The following is an 18,539-nucleotide window of genomic DNA, read 5'->3' on the forward strand; positions in this document are numbered from 1 at the left end:
ACGAAATCACGCTCCATTTGCTGTATTGTTTGTAACTTTGCTTCCAAAACAGAACCCGTTAGGGGTTAAATCCTCACTTTTCAGCCAGCCTTACTGCGGTTCGTTCGACGTCCCGTTTTGGTTGTTGTCGGCGCCTTGGGCATCTCCGGACCGTGGGGAATTAGCGCTGTTTTGGCCGGGCCCTGCCGGGGCCGGAGTGTTTGCATGATTACCCGGTGCCTGCGGAGGCGTGACTGCGCCGGTGCCGTTGTCGGCGCTGTTGCCCGTGCTGTTGGCTGGTGGGCTGCTGGGTCCTTTCAGTTGAACGGCCACGGTGTTGGATGCACTCGACAGGCCCGATGCGGACAAGGCATAGACCCGGTAGTAAACGGAACCGGAATTCTGCAGCACCGACTTATCAAGATACTGAGTTCCGTGAACATGATCGGCAATTTTCACGTATGGTCCGTCCGCCTTCAGCGCTCGCCAAACACTGTATTCTGTCGCTTTATCCGAGCTCGACCAGGTCAGTTCCACTCCATCGCCGAATAGGCTACCGCTAAGCTTCGGCGCCGCTGGCCGTGCCGCCAATCTGGCACTGGACAGGGAGGACAAAACGATACCTCCACGCGGGTCTGGCTGGGTGGGTGCAAGCTCAGAGCTGATCTCCGTCTTCACATTTGGGCTGATGGAAAACGGCAGCTTGAGAAAAATGCCCACTTCGATTTCGTTGATGGGTGTGTTTGTCGTGGCCAGGTATTTCTTCCCTTGATACACGACGTACGGCAGCTGCACGTGAACATCACACGTCTTCGTCGGCTGGGTACCCTGAATAAACCACTCTGTGTACACATCTCCATCCACCTTACATGGCGCCGTGGGCAACTGCCCGGAATATTTGCAGACGGCGACACGGACAAGGCCGCTAGGTCGCGGCAAGGGTTTGGTCGATGGATGGTCTTTAAGCAACGGATCCATAATGTCATTCCACATGGTGAATTTCCGGTTGTACACGCTGGACGGGATATGTTGTGGATAGTCGTAGCCCGTCCATAGCCCGAGTGTATAGTCCTGTGTAAAGCCAATGAACCAGCCGTCGTGTTCGTCATCGGAAGTTCCCGTCTTCCCGTAGATGTATTGGCCCGGGAAGTGCTGATTCACCATCGTGGCCGTCCCTTGGGTCACCACATCACGGAGCATGCTGTCGAGAACAAACGTGGCCTGCGGCGAGAACACTTTGTGCACCTGCGGGTGAACCTGGTATACGGTCTGACCGTCCCGTCCGACAATTTTCGAGACGAAATACGACTGGTGCCAGACCCCCTGATTGGCCAACGTGGTGTAGGCGCTGGTCATCTGCTGGACGGTGAGACCATAGTGCAGGCCCCCAATGGCCGTGGATAGTCGGTGCAGGTCACCCTGCGTAAGAGTCGTTCGGCCTTCGATGGTCTTGTCTCCCGGGGAAATCCCCATCTTCTCTAGGTATTTAGTCCCGTTTTCTGGTCCGATGTCATGGAGCACGACAATCGCCGGCACGTTATACGACCACGTCAAGGCCTGTCGCGCCGTCGCGACCCCTCGCCAGCGCATGTCATCATCATGGACATTGCCGTTTTTGTAATAAGATATTGGCGCATCCTCCAGTGGGGTCGCTGCCGTGATGGCATGCATATCTAGAGCCGGACCGTAATCGACCAGTGGCTTGATAGAAGACCCGGGGGGTCTCGGCACATCGGAGTGGTCTACGTTCGTCTTGCCGTCTCCGCCGCCGAGTGCGAGAATGGCCCCAGTGTGGTTGTCAATCAGGGCCGCTCCGGCCTCAAACGGATTGGGAATTGCTTTTCCATTGGGCCCGATACGGGTTGCTTGGGTGCCCGCGTAAAACGCAGGGTCCGCAAGCACCTGATCGATATGGTCCTGAATGTGTAAATCAAAGGTCGTGTAAATTTTGTAGCCAGCCGTCGGAAGCGCCGCGTCCACCTGTTGTGCGTTAGTGTACAGCCCCTGTTTCACCAGCTGCTTCTCCAGCCAAGGTTTAATCTCGTCCAGCATTAGGTACGGATATTGAACCGAGATTTTCGGAGGCAGGTGCAGGTCTTTCTTGATATCAAAAGACATGGCATCTTTATATTGCGACTCGGTGATCATGCCGTTTTTCCGCATCTGCTCGAGAATGTAATGCTGCCTGGGGATAACAGGGGACGGATCGATTACGTAGTGGTTCTTTTTCGTGTCAAAACGGTACGGCGTCAGCTCGGCAGGGTTATTCGGAATGGACGCTAAAAACGCGGCCTCCGGCAAGTTCAGGTCCTTGGCGCTTTTGTGGAACAGGATGCGCGACGCGGCCTGCACACCGTAAACCTGGCGACCGCCCATATTCCCCATCCATACCCAGTTCATATAATCCGTCATGATTTCAGGTTTTGTCAGGATGTGGTTGAGTTTCAGCGCCAGGGCAATCTCCTGCACCTTCCGCCGCAAAGTCTGCTGTTGTTCCGGGAAGACCGCTAGTTTGACGGTCTGCTGCGTAATCGTGCTTGCACCGCTTTCAATGTGGTGGTGGGTGACGTCTTGTAACAAGGCTCGGCCCATTGCCACCGGATTGATGCCGATGTTCGTCCAGAAGGTCTTATCCTCACCCGCCACGAACGCGTCGACCAGATTGTTCGACACCTGCTTCATGGACGAGATGGGTTGTCTTGTTCCATCTTGGTCGAATTTGCCAATCACCATGCCATTTCGGTCATAGACCACGGACGGTTGACTGAGGTTTGTAAACGTTGCTGCCGAAATGCTCGGCAAGCCTTTGAGCAGGGCTTTTGCGTAACCTACTCCCGCGCCCAGCCCGAGGACAATCAACGAGGCGGCAGACATCAACACGGTTTTGACAATCGCGATAACGATGCGCCGCCTGCGCGACCGTTCGGAACGTGCCGTCGGCGTGCGTGCATCGGGTGCGGTATGCCCCTTTTCTGGCCGCCCGTCCGAAGGCCGTTTCGGCGTGTCGCCCATACACGGATACCCCCTCCCAATTACCCTGATTATAGAGGTAGTCTCTGGGCACGGCAAACGGTTGACGAGGGTGTCTGACGATTGATATACTGGCACAAAATTCGGCCCGGAAAACAGCCTAGGAACAGGTTTCAGTAGGTGAGCGGAGTCGTGTCAGAGAGCCGGTGGAGGGTGCAAACCGGTCGACCCGTTCACTGAAGTTACGGCCTGGGAGGTGCGTCGGCGTGAGTCGGCGCCGGTGGTTCCGTTACCGCCACAGAGTGGGCCGCTGGCCGTGATGTAGGTCAGCGGCAATTCGGGTGGTACCGCGAGCATCCTCGTCCCGTAGGGGCGGGGATTTTTTCTTGGGCAATCGTGCGGGCCGGTGAGGGTAGTCGAGAAGGGAGAAGACCAGCATGACGGAGAAGAATTACGTACTCACGCCAGAGCAGGAAGCCGCTGTGGCACACCAACTGCAGGTGATTCGCAGGGGAGTGGCCGAAATTGTCCCCGAAGAGGACCTGGTGGCCAAATTGCGCCGCTCGGTTGCCACGGGGCAACCGCTGCGCATCAAACTGGGGCTCGACCCGACCGCCCCGGACATTCACCTCGGTCATACGGTGGTGCTCCAGAAAATCCGTCAATTGCAGGACCTCGGCCACGTGGCTCACCTGGTCATTGGCAATTTTACCGGTCAGATTGGCGATCCGACCGATAAATCGGAAACGCGTCGGCAGCTGAGTCCGGAGGAGGTTCAGGAAAACGCCAAAACGTACGTCGCGCAGATTTTCAAGGTGCTGGACGAGACGAAGACCGAAGTGGTTTACAACGCGGATTGGCTGGCGCCCTTGACGTTTGCGGATGTGGTTCGCTTAGCGTCGACGCTGACCGTGGCACGGATGCTGGAGCGGGAGGATTTTCACAAGCGGTTTGCGGAGAACCGACCAATTCACATCCACGAATTCTTTTACCCGCTCATGCAGGCGTACGACTCCGTGCACCTGCACACCGACATCGAATTGGGCGGGACGGATCAGAAATTTAATTTGTTGATGGGACGCACCCTGCAGCGAGAGTTTGGGCAGGAGCAACAGGTGGCCTTGATGATGCCCTTGTTGGAGGGCCTTGACGGTGTACACAAGATGTCCAAGAGCCTGGGAAATTACATCGGCGTGGCTGAAGACCCGCATACGATGTTTGGCAAGGCGATGTCCATTCCGGACGAATTGATGCCCCGGTATTTTGAGCTGGTGTCTGAGGTTCCGCTGGACGAGCTCGTCCGCATCCAGGCAGGGTTACGAGACGGGGCTTTGCATCCGCGGGATGCCAAGATGCGCCTGGCCAGCGAGTTGGTGCGTCGATTCCATGGTGAGGAGGCCAGCCGCCAGGCGGTGGCGCGGTGGCAGCAGGTATTCCAGGCCGGTGGACTGCCGGAGGATATCCCGGAAGCGACCGTGGCGACGCCGCGGGTATGGATTGTGGAACTGCTGGTGCAGCTCGGACTGGCCGCCAGTCGCAGCGAGGCGCGCCGATTTGTCGAGCAGGGCGGGGTGCGCCTAGACGGGGAGCGGGTGGACGATGTGAACGCCGAGATTGACGTGCGTGACGGGATGGTCATTCAGGTCGGCAAACGCCGTTTTGTCCGCTGCCGTTTAAACGCGTAGCCAAATTCGAAATGTAGTGGCGCAACTGGATACCAGTTCGCCGGCCGAAGTTGTGGAGACATTGGGCATCCTCTGGGCTCCTGCATATATTGGTTGCAGATGCGCATCCGCGCCGCATGGCGGCGGGATAGCGCGATGTAGGAGGCGGACGGATGAAAAAATATATTGTACGCGAAGGCGATTCAATGTGGAAGATCAGCAAGCGGACCGGCGTCCGCTTGCCGTTGTTGATGGCCGCGAATCCGCAAATTCGCGATCCGAATCAACTGCAGCCAGGCACGGTCATCTTGATTCCCGAGTTGCAGAAGGGACAGGCGGGACCTAAATCGACTGCGGGTAAAACGACGGACAAAACGGCGGGGACCGGCGTGCCAGTCGGCGCCAAGGCGCAAGCAGGTGCGTCCACGGGTATGGCGCCGCCGGGCGGTGGCGCCCTGACGAACGGCCCTGGGGAATCCATTCCTCCGTATTTTGGTTTCGTATGGCCGCACGTGGTTCAACCGGGGGAGACCTGGCAATCCATCAGTCAAGCGTTTCAGGTTCCGGTGAGCCAACTCCAACAGATGAATACCTCACACGAGTCGACTTTAGCGCCCGGAGACATCGTCTACGTGCCAGGTACGGGGCCATCCCCGGAGGCGCCGCTAACTCATCCTGGCGCGGCGTGGCCCGAGGGCGCTCCTTCGATGGGACCGGGTGCCGGTCAACCGGTGGCTGCGGATTATACCGGCGTGGCGCCGCCCATGACACCACCGGGCTATCCCACGGTTCCCGAGCCGCAAGTCGGCGGATATCCCAGCGGAGTTCCCATGTATCCGCCCGCACCCGGTCCGGGGTATCCACCTGCAACCACTCCAGGGCCGGAGTACGGGTATCCACCAGGGGCGTATCCAGGACCGCATACCCACTTTCCTTACCGCATGGGCGGCTATCCGTACGTGACTTGGGGCATGCCGTATCCGCCGTCGCCGTACGGTGTGGCTTATGCGGATGGTTGGGATGATTGGGATGATAGCTCCTCCTGGGCGTGGGATTCAGAATCCATCCCCTGGAACGGGGAAAAAGGTTGGAACGGGGCAAAGGGTTGGCGTTTCATGGAGTCCGCGAGCGAGGACGATGTGACGCCCGGAGAACAATGACCGGGTCCGCCCTAATGCGGCTGCTCGCCGTTCATTATGGGATAGTCCCTCGGTGTTTGCTGCCCATGAAGACCGTGGTTGGGGTTATCGACACCTCCGGTCGGCGGTACATTTGGAAGCCCGTTGGTCAGCGCGACGACGAAGCCCGGCTGGCGGAGCTGGTGTGGTTGGCGGCGCGGCTGCGCCTCCACGGCCTGGCTTTGGCTGCGCCGTTGCCTACCCGAGACGGCCGGATGATTCTGCGTCTAGATGGCACATCCGGTTACCTACAGCCTTGGCTGCCTGGTCGCCACGTATGTCTGGCCGATGCCACAGAACGGTTTTTGGCGCTGGTGACACTGGCCAACCTACACCGACTGTCGCGGCCATGGCTACCATATCTGCGCGTACATGGTCGCGCGGCGCGGTTTGCTCAGCGATTGCAGGGGAAGCTGAGGACGCTGCAGCGGACCTGGCCGGAGGCGGAGGCCGGGTGTCCGGGACTTGGACGGAGCCGTTCCTGGGTGTTTGCCATGGCAACCGCCTGTGACGTGGAAAGCCTCTATCCTGGAGCCTGTAGCGAAGTGGCCTTCTGCCACCGTGACGCCGCGCCGCATAACCTGATCTGGCTGAAGCCGATGGGTGCGCACCGACAGACTCAGGCCGGTGACGCGAGCATGTCGGATTTCTCCTATCCCGTCGGGTTCATCGATTTTGATCACGCCGATATTGACGATCCGTTCCTCGACGTGATGCAGTTGTTCAACCATACAGTGTATTTTGCTCCGCCTAACCCGACAGAAGTGTCCGCCCTCATGGCTTCCTATCGGGAGGTTGCGTACCTCACGGAGATTCAGGAGGAGCGCTGCTGGAGAGTTCTGCTCTTCCCAGACGTTCTTGTCCGGACACTGGCCGAGTGGTGCAGCCAGGGTTGTCCAAAAAGCGGCCGCCTGCGCATCTGGGCTGCACTCCATAAGGAGCGCCAACGCCTATTAGCCTGGCGGCGCGATTACAGCGAGCGTTTTGGCCGCGTGCGAGCGGATCGCTTGCTCCCGCCCGGTCCATTTTGATGCCTAACGGTCAGGTGATTGTGTGGCTTGCCGTCGGACAGAGAGGAATTTTATACTGAGAGGCGGACCGCAACCTGTCCGACGGCAACAGTCAGAGGAGTCAAGATGACGTCGGACTTCAGTTTCGTCGAAGAATCGGACGAGCACGGATTGTACGCGGCAGCGGTCTACGAGCCGGATGGTCAAATTTATGGAAGCGCGTCGCAGGATGCGCTCGTTCTGGGGAAATCTGCTGGCATGGACTTCCGTTATCTCCGCAATGGGAGGTTATGATACATGGCAGGACATTCAAAATGGCACAACATCCAACGGCGAAAAGGCAAGCAGGACGCGATTCGGGGACAGTTGTTCACTAAGCTGTCGCGCGATATCTACAACGCGGCCAAAGAAGGCGGCGGCAATCCGGAAACCAATTTCCGGTTGCGCGTGGCGATTGAAAAGGCGAAGCAGAACAACGTCCCGAACGACAACATTCAGCGCACGATTGCGAAGGCCACGGGCAGTATGCCTGGAGTTCATTATGAAGAGGCGGTGTACGAGGGCTACGGTCCGCACGGCGTGGCTGTGATGCTGGAAATCGTGACCGACAATCGGAATCGGACCGCAGCGGACATCCGCCATATTTTCTCCAAGCGCGGCGGCAACCTGGGCGAGACCGGATGTGTCGCTTGGATGTTTGAACGCATTGGCCGGATTAGTATTGAAAAGGCGGCGGGAATTGAACTCGACGACCTGATTTTAGCCGCGCTTGAACTGGGGGCGGATGACGTACGGGAGGAGTCGGACGAGTTTGTTGTCGTCACCGCTCCGGAGGTGTTTACACAGGTCCGGGATGGGCTGGAGGCGCAAAAGCTGCCGGTGCAGGACGCGGAAATTACGTATGAGCCGAAAACCACCGTGCCGCTGTCCGAAGACCAGGCAGAGTCGGTATTGGACTTGTTGGACGCCCTTTCTGAGCACGATGACGTGCAAAACGTGTACGCGAATCTGGAGGTTACGGAAACCGCCTGAATTGGCAGGACAGGTGTCTGTTGGACGGATGGGAAGCAGAATCAGAACCCTGCATAAGGGGTGTCGAGGGTGGCATGCTACACCTGAACCGACAGGAAATGAGGTGGGAGCATGTCACGGTGTCGCGCCCGCGGGCACGGGCTGGCCGCAAGCGGTCGTGGCCGGTGCGCGCGGATGTGGATGCAGGTGTTCATCGGCGGTACGGCCGTTCTCCTGGGAGCCTGTGCGGCGGCACCGCGGGCGTGGGCGGATACGCCGGCGGTGACCGATTTTGACCAGCGGGCCGCGGTTTCGCCGCAGGCGGCTCAGGACGCGTGGATTGCCGACGCTCCAGAGCGTCAGGCGGTCTTCCTTACGCTGTACGGCGACGGCCGCGGTGAGTTGGCTGTTCGGCCTGTACGAACGGATGCGGTCGTCAGTTTTGCAGCGGAGCATCCTTGCTGGCGCTTGGACCACAGTCTGACGTTATGGTTCCATTTGCCGGTATACGTGCGGGAAGTGCCAGGGCCCGGCAGTGAGCGCTCCGTGTAATGATTTCGCGCCTGAAACTTGGGGGGGCTGCTCCGTAGCTCACTGCGATTACATCAACCTAAGTCGCCGGGTGAAGCCATTCGAAGCCACATCGGGCGAGGCCATATTGATAGATTTAGTACGAATGCGGGCGGACCGAACCAACGGTCCGCCTGTAACTTTTTTCTGTGTCTGTAAGGCTACTGCTAATGCACCTTTGTCAAGTAGGAATTTTGCTTCCCAAAGGAGAACCGATTCTTATAATCGCCACCCATGTGGTGGCGTAGGAGTGGCAGACTGTGAACAAGACACGTGTGCTTGGGATTGATCCAGGGACAGCCCGAATGGGCTACGGGATCATCGACGCGGAAGGGTCTCGCTTGCAACCCGTGGTCTATGGTTGCATCGAGACCCCTCCGCATACGCCCGCAGCATTACGCTTGCAAACCATTTTTCACGAGTTGAATCACCTTATCGCTCGGACCGGTCCAGAGGTCATGGCCATTGAACAGTTGTTCATGGGGCGTAACACCACAACGGCCATCAGCGTTGGTCAGGCGCGGGGGGTTGCACTGCTGGCCGGGGCCGAGGCAAATCTGGCTATCGCGGAGTACACGCCGATGCAGGTCAAGCAAGCGGTGGTCGGTTACGGCAAGGCGGAGAAAGGTCAGGTTCAGGAGATGGTGCGCATGTTACTGGGCCTGGCTGAGCGGCCGCGCCCGGATGACGCGGCGGACGCACTGGCGCTGGCCATCACGCACGCACACGCGGCACCTCTGACGCTCCGTCTGGTATCCGAGCGGTGGCCGGGCCGCCTGCGAGGGGGGCCGCAAGCATGATTGTGTTTGTGCGCGGTAAGGTGCACAACGTCGGGTTAAGTTATCTCGATGTGGATGTGCACGGAATCGGATACCGGGTGCTGGTGCCCGCGCCGGTCATGCACCAGGTGAGGCTCGGGCAGGATGTTTTTCTCTATACGTATCGCCACCTACGCGAGGATGCGGACGAATTGTACGGGTTTCTCGACGAACAGGACCGAGATTGGTTTGAGCTTTTGCTTGGGGTTTCGGGCATCGGCCCGAAAGGTGCCTTGCAAATCTTGTCCGAGGCGGAGCGGGACGAGTTTTATGCCGCCGTGCTCAAGGAAGACGCGGCCGCCTTGTGCCGATTTCCTGGCGTCGGAAAGAAGACCGCGCAACGTATCATCCTGGAGCTGCGTGAAAAGGTGCCCGCAGTCCTTCCGGTATCCGGTACGAAAACCTCATCCAGTCCGGGTTCTCCATCCAAGGGCACTCTGCCGGCAGACGACCTTGCCATGGACGTCGTTGAGGCCCTAATAGGGCTTGGTTATAATGAAAGGCAAGCTTCCGAGGCCGTGGCTCAGGTGTTTGTGCAAGGCCAGCCGGCTGACGCGGCGGAAGCTATCCGTGCTTGTCTGCGTCACTTAGCTGGCGTGCGGGCGTAAACGGAAACGGATGGACGATAGGGAAGGGGGCACGTGGATGGAGGAACGCATGGTGGCCGCTGAGTGGCACCGCGAGGATGCGGCCCTCGATACGTTGCGCCCACGTTTTTTGGACGACTACATTGGCCAGCAGGCCGTTAAGGACAACTTGCGGGTGTTTATTCAGGCGGCCAGGGAACGTCAGGAAGCCCTTGACCACGTACTGTTGTACGGGCCGCCCGGACTCGGCAAGACATCGCTGTCGATGATCATCGCGAATGAGTTGGGGGTCAGTATCCGCGTTACATCCGGACCCGCGATTGAGCGGGCGGGGGATTTGGCTGCCCTGCTCACGAATCTGCAGCCCGGCGATGTCCTGTTCATCGATGAAATCCACCGCTTGCCGCGCGCGGTCGAAGAAGTGTTGTATCCCGCCATGGAAGACTTTGCCCTCGATATTCTCATCGGCAAAGGACCGACCGCGCGCTCGGTGCGGCTTGACCTCCCGCCGTTCACGCTGGTGGGGGCAACCACCCGTGCGGGCCTGTTGTCGGCGCCCCTGCGGGATCGATTTGGGGTGATTGCGCACCTGGATTATTACTCGGTCCAGGATTTGACTCAAATCGTCCTACGCACGGCGGGGATTCTGCAACTGGCATTGGACGAGGAAGCCGCGCGGGAAATCGCCAGCCGCAGTCGCGGAACGCCGCGTGTAGCCAATCGGCTGCTCAAGCGCGTGCGCGACTTTGCGCAGGTGCATAAACAGCACACGGTTACGCGTGAGGTGGCCGACAAAGCGTTGGGGCGCCTGCATGTAGATCGATTGGGACTGGATGAGTTGGATTACAAACTGTTGACCACCGCCATCGACAAGTTTGACGGCGGTCCGGTCGGGCTGGATACCTTGGCCGCCGCTATAGGCGAAGAAGCGGGCACCATTGAAGATGTCTATGAACCCTATCTCATTCAAATGGGCTTTATTCAGCGGACCCCGCGTGGACGGGTGGTGACGGTGCGCGCCTATGAGCACCTGCACAGGACGCTTCCGCTTGAACGATGGGGCGCAGAGGTGGGGGAAGGAACAAAACCGAACCGAAACGAGATGTAAAGTGCGTGTACCCCTTTCGGGACCACCTCTCAAATCGCGATTTCTTGCCAAATCGGGTGCTGGTGTTCGACCAGCCCCCCAAAAACTCCCGCGGGGTACGAATCTACATAGAGCGAGGTGGCAGGTGTGGGGGGATTCCCCATTCGACGCAAAACGTCGCAGGACCCCGAACGTCTCTACCCGCTGCTCAAATTGGCCCAGTCCGGGGACAAACAGGCCCGCAACGACCTGATTGAGGCGTACGTGCCGTTTGTGCTGCGGATTGCATCTCAGACATCGCGCCGCTACATCGACCCAGACAAGGATGACGAGTTCAGCATTGCCTTGATGGGGTTGAATGAAGCGATAGATCGATTTGACCCGGCCAAGAAGGTCAACTTCCTCGGGTTTGCGGAAACTGTTATCCGCAGGCGCTTAATTGATTACTTCCGATCGCAGCGGCTGCACGGACGCACCGTGCCATGGACCGACTTCGACGTAGTGGATGAGGGGGATAACGTCATCAACTACGTTGAGGTGCGGACCTCTCTCGATGCGCATGAACGACGGCAAGAGGAAGAGCGCCGTCGGCAGGAGATTGAAGAGTACGCAAAACGACTGCATGAGTTTGGTTTGTCATTTCAGGAACTAGTTGATATTTCTCCGAAGCACGCTGATGCGCGCCAAAGCGCCATAGAAGTGGCTCGTTTGGTTGTTGAGGATGAGGAAATGCGGCGTTACGTGATGGAACGCCGGGCCTTGCCTTTAAAACTCCTGCAGGAGCGTGTGTCGGTTTCTCGAAAGACGTTGGAAAGACAGAGAAAGTATATCCTCGCCGTGATTTTGCTGTTGTCCGGCGACTATGGAACACTCCAAGATTACATTTCTTAGGGGATGCCGGGAGGTGGTGTTCGATTCACTTCCTGGGCGGCCTTTCCTGGGGTGAAAGGAGGCGGCAGCCGGATGCCAAGGGGAATTGTGCTTGGCATCACACATCGGCATGCCATCGTGTTAACACGAGATGGCGATTTCTGTCGCATTCCGCGACAAAAGGGCATGACGGTGGGTGCCGAAGTCATCTGGCAGGCACGGAGGTCATGGTGGACACGCGCTTGGTATAAAGTGGCTGCGGCAGCGGTTGCAGCCGTTGTGTTTTTGGGAATCGGAATTTTTGGCGCTGGCCGTATGTTGTCGCCGGAACGGGCTTATGCCTACGTGTCTTTGGACATGAATCCAAGCGTTTCGTTGACGGTGGATCAGCATACGCGGGTGATGGAAGCTTCGCCCTTGAATGCCGCTGGGCGCACGCTCCTGGCGCAGGTTCACGTTCGTGGCGCGCAGCTTGAACAAGCGTTGGATGACCTGGTCGAGACGAGTGTCAACAGGAAGATGCTGCCGGTGGGAGATACCATCTTAATTTCGGCGGCGCCAGCGGGTTCCGATGACGACGTCGATGATATACGCACGGTGGCCCTATCCGCCGTGGAATCGGCGATTCGTGAAAATCCGCAGGCAGAGCAACTACATCCGGCCGTATACGCCCTGGACGTGTCCCGGACTGTCTGGAAGACGGCTCACCAGGCGCAGCTTTCACCGGGCAAGTTAGCGGCTTACCTGGCAGCCCACAAAGAAGGAATGCCGGTGTCTTTGGAAGACCTGCAGGGTCCGACACTGTCCGATGTACTGGCCGCCGCCAAGGCTTCCAAATCCCTTTTGACAACGCTTGAGAACGGTGACGACGCGGCAATTGCGTCGCTGCTCCGGTCTCTGACAGGCGAGGAGAAGACGGAGAACGCATCTCCTTCGACGTCTCATGACATCGGGACCGCGAATGCAAGTGGCTCTGCCGTGAATGGGAGAGACCGTGCAACGACAAAGTCATCCACATCCTCCATGGCTCCTGACGCAGCACACAAAGGAAAAAAGGGAACCCAAAAACCGTCGCGAGATCAATCGGCGCAAGCCGGGGCGGTACCATCTGGGACGGCAAAGTCCGGCGGCGGGGCTGGCGCTGCCGACTCGAAAGCCTTCTCAGACGGTCAGTCAATTCGCATTCAGGTCGGCGACGTGACCTTCTGGGTGCAGGTGAACGCAGACAGTGCGGCAACGGATGCGGGGACTCCGTCCGGATTGCCAGGAGCCGCGTCAGTCGCGCGTTCGGGCACCCAGACGGAGGCTTCGGGGGGTACAAGCCGCTCGCAGGGGGGAACACAGACGGACGAGAAAGGGACCCCTGTGCAGAACCAGGCTTGGCATTCATCGCATGGAGACCCGTCTCACGCCACTGCGTCCCACCAGCCGCATGAGCCACACCATCCGCTGCCCGCGGCGGCATCCCCCTCCGTCCATTCCGGTCACTCCGCGCCTGGTCATTCTGTGGGTTCCACGCATGGGAGAACCGACAATGGGACGGACGTGCATTCGAATCGCCTTCCATCGGCCAGTGCATCCGGGGGTACTCAGGGGGCGCATGGACACAGCCTACAGCCTCCACTGACCCGAGACCGGTTCCGGCAGCACGGGGGCGCACAGACGGGGCCTCATGGGGGCGGAGACAAGCCGCACGCCACAGAGTCAGACAGAGGTGGCAGCAAGACAACCAAATAATTCACTTTTCCACGCCGACCAGCGGGTCGGTTTTTTTGATCTGGCTTTTGGGATAACAACGTGGTTCCCGTATAATAAGGATTCGATTGGTTGCCCGTGGCCTTTGAGGAAGGATGATAGCGATGCGGGTTGAGGAATTCGATTACGAGCTGCCAGAAGAACTGATTGCCCAAACGCCGTTGAAGGATCGGGAACAGTCGCGCTTATTGGTGGTCGATCCAGTGGCGCAGACGATGGTCCACACGCGATTTTCGCAGATTGGTCAACATCTGCGCCCTGGCGATGTCTTGGTACTGAACAATTCGCGGGTGTTGCCAGCTCGACTGTACGCGGAGAAGGAGGACACTGGGGCAAAGGTTGAGCTGTTGCTGTCCCGCCCGGTTGCGGAATACGAGTGGTGGGCGCTGGCGCGACCGGCCAAGCGCTTGCATGTCGGCAATCGCCTGATTTTCCACCAAGGCAGAGAGGGCGCCACCTGTACCGGGGTTCGTGCAGAAGTCTTAGAAGTGGCTGAGGGTGGACTGCGGCGGCTGCGGTTTGAGGTAGAAGGCCCGATGAGCGGGTTCTTAGAGCGGGTCGGAGAGGTGCCGCTCCCCCCTTACATCCATACACCGCTTGCGAACCGAGAACGGTATCAGACGGTTTATGCCAGTCAGCCCGGGTCAGTGGCGGCCCCCACCGCAGGCCTGCATTTCACGCATCGATTGTTGGACGAGATTGCGAAACAGGGTGTGGAGATTCAGTACGTGACCCTGCACGTAGGCATCGGGACGTTTCGACCGGTGAAGGCCGAGCGGGTGGAGGAACACACGATGCACAGCGAGGTGTATGAGGTTCCGGAGACGGTGGCTGCGGCGGTCAACCGAGCGCGTGCGGAAGGCCGGCGTGTCATCGCCGTGGGGACCACGGCGATGCGGACCTTGGAAAGCGCGGGGGCGTCTGGTGTGGTTCAGGCGGGGCCGGGAGAGACGGATATTTTCATCTATCCCGGGTATCGCTTTTGCATCGTCGATGCCCTGATTACAAATTTCCATCTGCCAAAATCCACGCTCATCATGCTGGTCGCGGCCATGATGGGTACCGAGTTCACAAAACGGGTCTACGCGGAGGCGGTAGAGCAGAGGTACCGGTTCTTCAGTTTTGGCGACGCGATGTTTATTACGCGCAAGGCCGAGTGGAAGGGGGAGGGCGCCCGATGAATCCCGTGCGTTTTGAGCTCCTCGCCCAGAGCTCCCAGACGATGGCCCGCAGGGGTCGCCTTTACACCCCGCATGGGGTGATTGACACCCCGGTATTTATGCCGGTCGGAACGCAGGCGACGGTCAAAACCCTGGCCCCTTGGGAACTAGAGGAAATGGGGGCGGGGATTATCCTGTCCAATACGTACCACCTTCACCTACGCCCGGGCGAGAACCTGGTTGCCGAAGCCGGCGGACTGCATGGGTTCATGCGCTGGTCGGGCGCCGTGTTAACCGACAGCGGCGGGTTTCAGGTGTTCAGTTTGGCCGACCTGCGTAAGATCAGCGATGAAGGCGTGCACTTCCGTTCTCACCTGGACGGCAGTCGCCTGTTCTTCTCGCCGGAAACGGTCATGGAGATTGAGAATAAACTGGGCGCCGATATCATTATGGCTTTTGACGAATGTCCTCCGTATCCGGCCGAGCGGAGTTACTTGGAAACGTCGCTGCGACGCACCCTGGATTGGGCCAGGCGCTGCAAGGCGGCGCATCGGCGTCCGGACGAGCAAGCCCTGTTCGGGATCGTCCAAGGCGGTGTATACCTAGACTTGCGCCGTCAGGCTGCGGAATCCCTGCTGGAGCTGGACTTCCCAGGGTATGCGGTCGGCGGGCTCAGTGTCGGCGAGCCGAAGCCCTTGATGTATGAGATCTTGGAAGCCACGACGCCGCTGCTCCCGCCCGATAAGCCCCGCTATCTCATGGGTGTCGGCTCACCGGACGACCTGTTTGAGGGCGTGGAGCGGGGCATCGACATGTTCGACTGTGTACTGCCGACGCGCATCGCGCGCAACGGCACAGTACTGACGTCAAAGGGGCGGATCGTCATTCGTAACGCCCAATACGCGCAGGACTTTCTGCCCTTGGATGAAAACTGCAGTTGTCGGGTCTGTAGAACGTTCTCCCGGGCTTACATTCGTCACCTCATCAAGGCGGATGAAGTGCTTGGGATTCGTTTGACCAGTTATCACAATGTGTATTTCCTGCTGAACACGATGGCCAACATCCGTCAAGCGATTGTCGAAGACCGTTTTCTGGAGTACAAGCAGGAATTCTACACACAGTATGGGTATAATGAATAATTGACAATTCGTGAACGCGCACCTGGTCTCGGGTTTGGACTGGGCTTCGCGGAGAGAGGATGAGTCCATTTGCAGTCTGGAAGTTCCCTGATTTTTATCATTGTCATCCTGGCCCTTTTCTATCTTTTGATGTTTCTGCCGCAAAGGCGGAATCAGAAGCGTCGGGCTGAGATGATCCGCAAGTTATCGCCGGGAGCCGAGGTGATGACAACGGCTGGGATCTTTGGGAAGGTCGCCGAGGTCGGGGAAGAACGGATTACCGTCGAAGTGGCCCCGAATGTGGCGATTCAGATGGTCCCACAGGCGATTGCCAACGTGGTCAAGGAGGCGCCGCAAGCGATGACTGCCAACGCCGAGCAGCGCGACGACGATGGGGAGGACGAGTCCAGCTCGGATGACAAATAGGTGCGAGGCATCGGGCGCGGGGGAGAACGGATAGTTTCCTCTCCATCGTCTAAGCGTTCTTGCGCGAAGCCTGCCTCAATGCCCCCGTAAATGCTCCGATGACGACGGAGGCACAGCGGATAGCGTAAACGGCTGTATCCCGCTGTGCTTCCGGGGCGTAGATCAAGCGCAACCATAGGGTAGCCAGAACGGTTCCAGTGACGGTAATGACCAATGCCCAGGTTAGCCCGTAGAGCACGGGAAAGTGCCGTATGGAGCGGTATTCACCCATGGGTGCTCTTCTCTCCTCCTTGTTGGGGAGGCAGCCTTTCATGCAAAGCGCGTATCCGGGGACAACCTCGCAAAGGTTCCCAAGTCCCTCCTATCTCTATTCGGGTCCCCCAAGTTCTATGAAAGTCATGGTACAATATGACATACCGATCTCAGAAAATAACGGATGTCTGTAAGGATTAAAAAAGGAAAGAGAACGCCACATTGAAGGATACCCGATTTCAACGACGATTTTGAGAGATACAAAAAGGGCGCTTCTGGTGGGAAGGGCGCCTTTTGAATGGGTGAGGGCATTTGAACAGGAACCGGATACCTGTGGCTGAACTATTTCAGTGGGGAATTGGGGTTGCCGGGTTTCTTCTCGCTTGTACCGAACTTCCAGAGTTGCATTCGATTCCTCCGTGGTTGCTGTTGTATTGGTTTGTGATGGCCACCCTGCTCGAAGCGATGCCGGTTCCGCTTGGGAAGATGTTGGTGTCGCTGATTGCCGCCATACCGATAGGGGTGGCCATCGCCTATGGCGGTGCGGCAGCGATGTGGGTGATGGTCATCGCCGAGCTGTGCGCTCCCTTCATCCCGACACGGAGGTCGCGCTGGACGAACTCGGTTTTCAACGCGGGGCAGTACGCCATCAGTACCTGGGTGTTAACGTTCATCGTTCGTATACTGGCTCCTACAGGTACCGCCGTGGCAGCGGGTGTGCACTTGTTTTTCGCGGGCCTGGCTGGAGCGGTAGGTTTCTTTTTGGTCAACCATCTGTTCATTCAGGTGTGCGCTTGGCTGTGGGGGCGACTTTCCTGGAGCAGCGCGCTTGAGGTGGCTTGTTGGGATGGCATTTCCTATCTAATTGCTTTGCCGTTTGACGTCGTGATGGTGGCGCTCAAGTCGATTAGTCCGCTCATCTCGGCGGTTGCCGTCCTGCCCATTGTGCTACTCGGCCAACTTTTGCGAATGTATCGGCGGATGACGCTGATGCAGCAGGTGCATGAACTGACCGGCCGATTGGCGGCTGAGTTTGATATTGATCGGATCTGTGAAGAAGCGGCGCGTCTGGCCATGAAACTGACCGACGCGGATTCCACCGCGATCTTCACCCTCGATGAGAAGGGAGAAATTTTACTCCCCAATGCCGTTTATCCCACAGACACCTCAGTTTTTTACCGATTGGACGGGTGGCGTCAACAAGACGGCGGATTGGTCTGGCAGGTGGCCCACGAAACGGGGACGGTATACATTCCAGATAGCCAAAAGGACTCTCGGCTGCGGCCGGACAATGGGCTTCCGCAACGGTTCCGCAGTCTGGCGCTGGTCCCCCTGCGTGCACGCGGCAACGCGCATGGGGTGCTGCTGTGTTGTGCCGCTAACATTGCCGCCTTTAGAGGCACCTTGGAGTACGTCAGCGCCTTGGCCGCACAAGTGGCGGTTTTGTTAGAGAATGCCAAGCTCTATCAGGAGCTTCAGGAGTTGTCTTGGCGTGATGGGGTAACTGGGCTGTACAACCACCGCTTTTTCTACCAGGCCCTGCACGACTGGCTGCGGACCGCCAGTGAACGCGGGTTGCCGCTGTCCATCGCGATTGTGGATGTGGACCTGTTTAAGCAATTTAACGATACATATGGCCATCTGGCAGGCGATGCGGTGCTGCGGTCGGTCGCCAACCTCCTGGTGGATCTTGCGGGCCCTGAGGCCCTGGTCGCGCGTTATGGCGGCGAGGAGTTTGCCCTCATTTTGCCGGCGGATGTGGAGGAGGCCGGCATGATTCTCGAGCGGATTCGAGAGTCGGTCAGCCGACATGTGGTCGATTACGATGGACAGCGCCTGGAGGGCATCACGGTAAGCTGCGGCTATGCGACGTTTCCTCACCACGGCCGCCGTGACCGCGATTTGCTCAGGAAGGCGGATTTGGCCTTGTATTGGGGGGGCAAATGGCGCGGGCGCAACCGTGTTGCCGTCTACTCCCCGGAGTTCGATCCCCAACGGTTTTCGTCTCATACCCCGTCTGCGCTTGACTCATACTGATGGTCAGGCGCCGTGTTCCAGATTGTTTAGGCGCCGGAGTTTGCAGG

General features: G+C 58.5%; 17 protein-coding genes and 1 other annotated feature. Of the genes, 15 read left to right on the forward strand and 2 right to left on the reverse strand.

From position 1 onward, the window contains the following. Positions 1-90: 90 nt before the first annotated feature. The gene (locus tag H522_RS16685; protein WP_051343551.1) at positions 91-2,991 is read right to left on the reverse strand and encodes a transglycosylase domain-containing protein; all 2,901 of its coding nucleotides are present in this window, start codon (positions 2,989-2,991) and stop codon (positions 91-93) included. 111 nt (positions 2,992-3,102) lie between these two features. Beyond that, positions 3,103-3,319, forward strand: a binding site (T-box leader). Positions 3,320-3,386: 67 nt separating this feature from the next. Between H522_RS16685 and tyrS the strand changes: the two genes are divergently transcribed. The 14 genes from tyrS to yajC all read left to right on the forward strand — a co-directional run bounded on the left by tyrS (position 3,387) and on the right by yajC (position 16,203). Next, on the forward strand, positions 3,387-4,634 hold the full coding sequence (tyrS, locus tag H522_RS0100680) for a tyrosine--tRNA ligase (protein WP_026960827.1): 1,248 nt from the start codon (positions 3,387-3,389) through the stop codon (positions 4,632-4,634). A gap of 152 nt (positions 4,635-4,786) precedes the next feature. Then, complete coding sequence (locus H522_RS20180; RefSeq protein ID WP_051343553.1) at positions 4,787-5,773, forward strand: LysM peptidoglycan-binding domain-containing protein; 987 nt, start codon at positions 4,787-4,789, stop codon at positions 5,771-5,773. Between the two features lie 65 nt (positions 5,774-5,838). Further along, on the forward strand, positions 5,839-6,822 hold the full coding sequence (locus H522_RS0100690; RefSeq protein WP_026960828.1) for a phosphotransferase enzyme family protein: 984 nt from the start codon (positions 5,839-5,841) through the stop codon (positions 6,820-6,822). Positions 6,823-6,927: 105 nt separating this feature from the next. Continuing rightward, positions 6,928-7,095, forward strand: a complete 168-nt coding sequence (locus H522_RS21350; protein ID WP_155836092.1) for a hypothetical protein — start codon at positions 6,928-6,930, stop codon at positions 7,093-7,095. Between the two features lie 3 nt (positions 7,096-7,098). Further along, positions 7,099-7,833 (forward strand): YebC/PmpR family DNA-binding transcriptional regulator, encoded by a 735-nt coding sequence (locus tag H522_RS0100700; protein WP_026960829.1) that lies wholly within the window; start codon positions 7,099-7,101, stop codon positions 7,831-7,833. A 111-nt stretch (positions 7,834-7,944) separates the two neighbouring features. Then, positions 7,945-8,364, forward strand: a complete 420-nt coding sequence (locus H522_RS0100705; protein ID WP_026960830.1) for a hypothetical protein — start codon at positions 7,945-7,947, stop codon at positions 8,362-8,364. Positions 8,365-8,642: 278 nt separating this feature from the next. Continuing rightward, positions 8,643-9,182: a crossover junction endodeoxyribonuclease RuvC gene (gene ruvC / locus H522_RS16695; RefSeq protein ID WP_035451952.1), complete on the forward strand. Its 540-nt coding sequence runs from the start codon at positions 8,643-8,645 to the stop codon at positions 9,180-9,182. Continuing rightward, entirely contained in the window at positions 9,179-9,808 is a 630-nt protein-coding gene (gene ruvA, locus H522_RS0100715; protein WP_026960831.1) for a Holliday junction branch migration protein RuvA, read from the forward strand. Before ruvC ends, ruvA begins: the two co-directional genes overlap by 4 nt. Positions 9,809-9,845: 37 nt before the next feature. Next, positions 9,846-10,895 carry a Holliday junction branch migration DNA helicase RuvB gene (gene ruvB / locus H522_RS16700; RefSeq protein ID WP_051343555.1) on the forward strand — a complete coding sequence of 350 codons (1,050 nt, stop codon included), beginning with the start codon at positions 9,846-9,848 and terminating at the stop codon, positions 10,893-10,895. 126 nt (positions 10,896-11,021) lie between these two features. Next, positions 11,022-11,765 (forward strand): RNA polymerase sigma factor SigI, encoded by a 744-nt coding sequence (gene sigI / locus H522_RS0100725; RefSeq protein ID WP_026960832.1) that lies wholly within the window; start codon positions 11,022-11,024, stop codon positions 11,763-11,765. 72 nt (positions 11,766-11,837) lie between these two features. Continuing rightward, the gene (locus H522_RS0100730; RefSeq protein ID WP_026960833.1) at positions 11,838-13,481 is read left to right on the forward strand and encodes an anti-sigma factor domain-containing protein; all 1,644 of its coding nucleotides are present in this window, start codon (positions 11,838-11,840) and stop codon (positions 13,479-13,481) included. A 122-nt stretch (positions 13,482-13,603) separates the two neighbouring features. Further along, on the forward strand, positions 13,604-14,680 hold the full coding sequence (gene queA, locus H522_RS0100735; protein WP_026960834.1) for a tRNA preQ1(34) S-adenosylmethionine ribosyltransferase-isomerase QueA: 1,077 nt from the start codon (positions 13,604-13,606) through the stop codon (positions 14,678-14,680). Next, positions 14,677-15,798 (forward strand): tRNA guanosine(34) transglycosylase Tgt, encoded by a 1,122-nt coding sequence (gene tgt / locus H522_RS0100740; protein ID WP_035451954.1) that lies wholly within the window; start codon positions 14,677-14,679, stop codon positions 15,796-15,798. The genes queA and tgt overlap by 4 nt, the downstream gene beginning before the upstream one ends. Before the next feature lie 69 nt (positions 15,799-15,867). Then, a complete protein-coding gene (gene yajC / locus H522_RS16705; RefSeq protein WP_051343557.1) occupies positions 15,868-16,203 on the forward strand; it encodes a preprotein translocase subunit YajC in 336 nt (111 codons plus the stop codon). Positions 16,204-16,252: 49 nt separating this feature from the next. Here yajC and H522_RS0100750 read toward each other — a convergent pair whose 3' ends face one another. After that, positions 16,253-16,474: a TIGR04086 family membrane protein gene (locus H522_RS0100750; protein WP_026960836.1), complete on the reverse strand. Its 222-nt coding sequence runs from the start codon at positions 16,472-16,474 to the stop codon at positions 16,253-16,255. A gap of 314 nt (positions 16,475-16,788) precedes the next feature. On the opposite strand from H522_RS0100750, the gene H522_RS16710 reads away from it, so the two are divergent. After that, the gene (locus H522_RS16710) at positions 16,789-18,492 is read left to right on the forward strand and encodes a sensor domain-containing diguanylate cyclase (protein ID WP_051343559.1); all 1,704 of its coding nucleotides are present in this window, start codon (positions 16,789-16,791) and stop codon (positions 18,490-18,492) included. Positions 18,493-18,539: the final 47 nt, after the last annotated feature.

The sequence above is a fragment of the Alicyclobacillus herbarius DSM 13609 genome (genome assembly GCF_000430585.1).
Classification (GTDB): domain Bacteria; phylum Bacillota; class Bacilli; order Alicyclobacillales; family Alicyclobacillaceae; genus Alicyclobacillus_G; species Alicyclobacillus_G herbarius.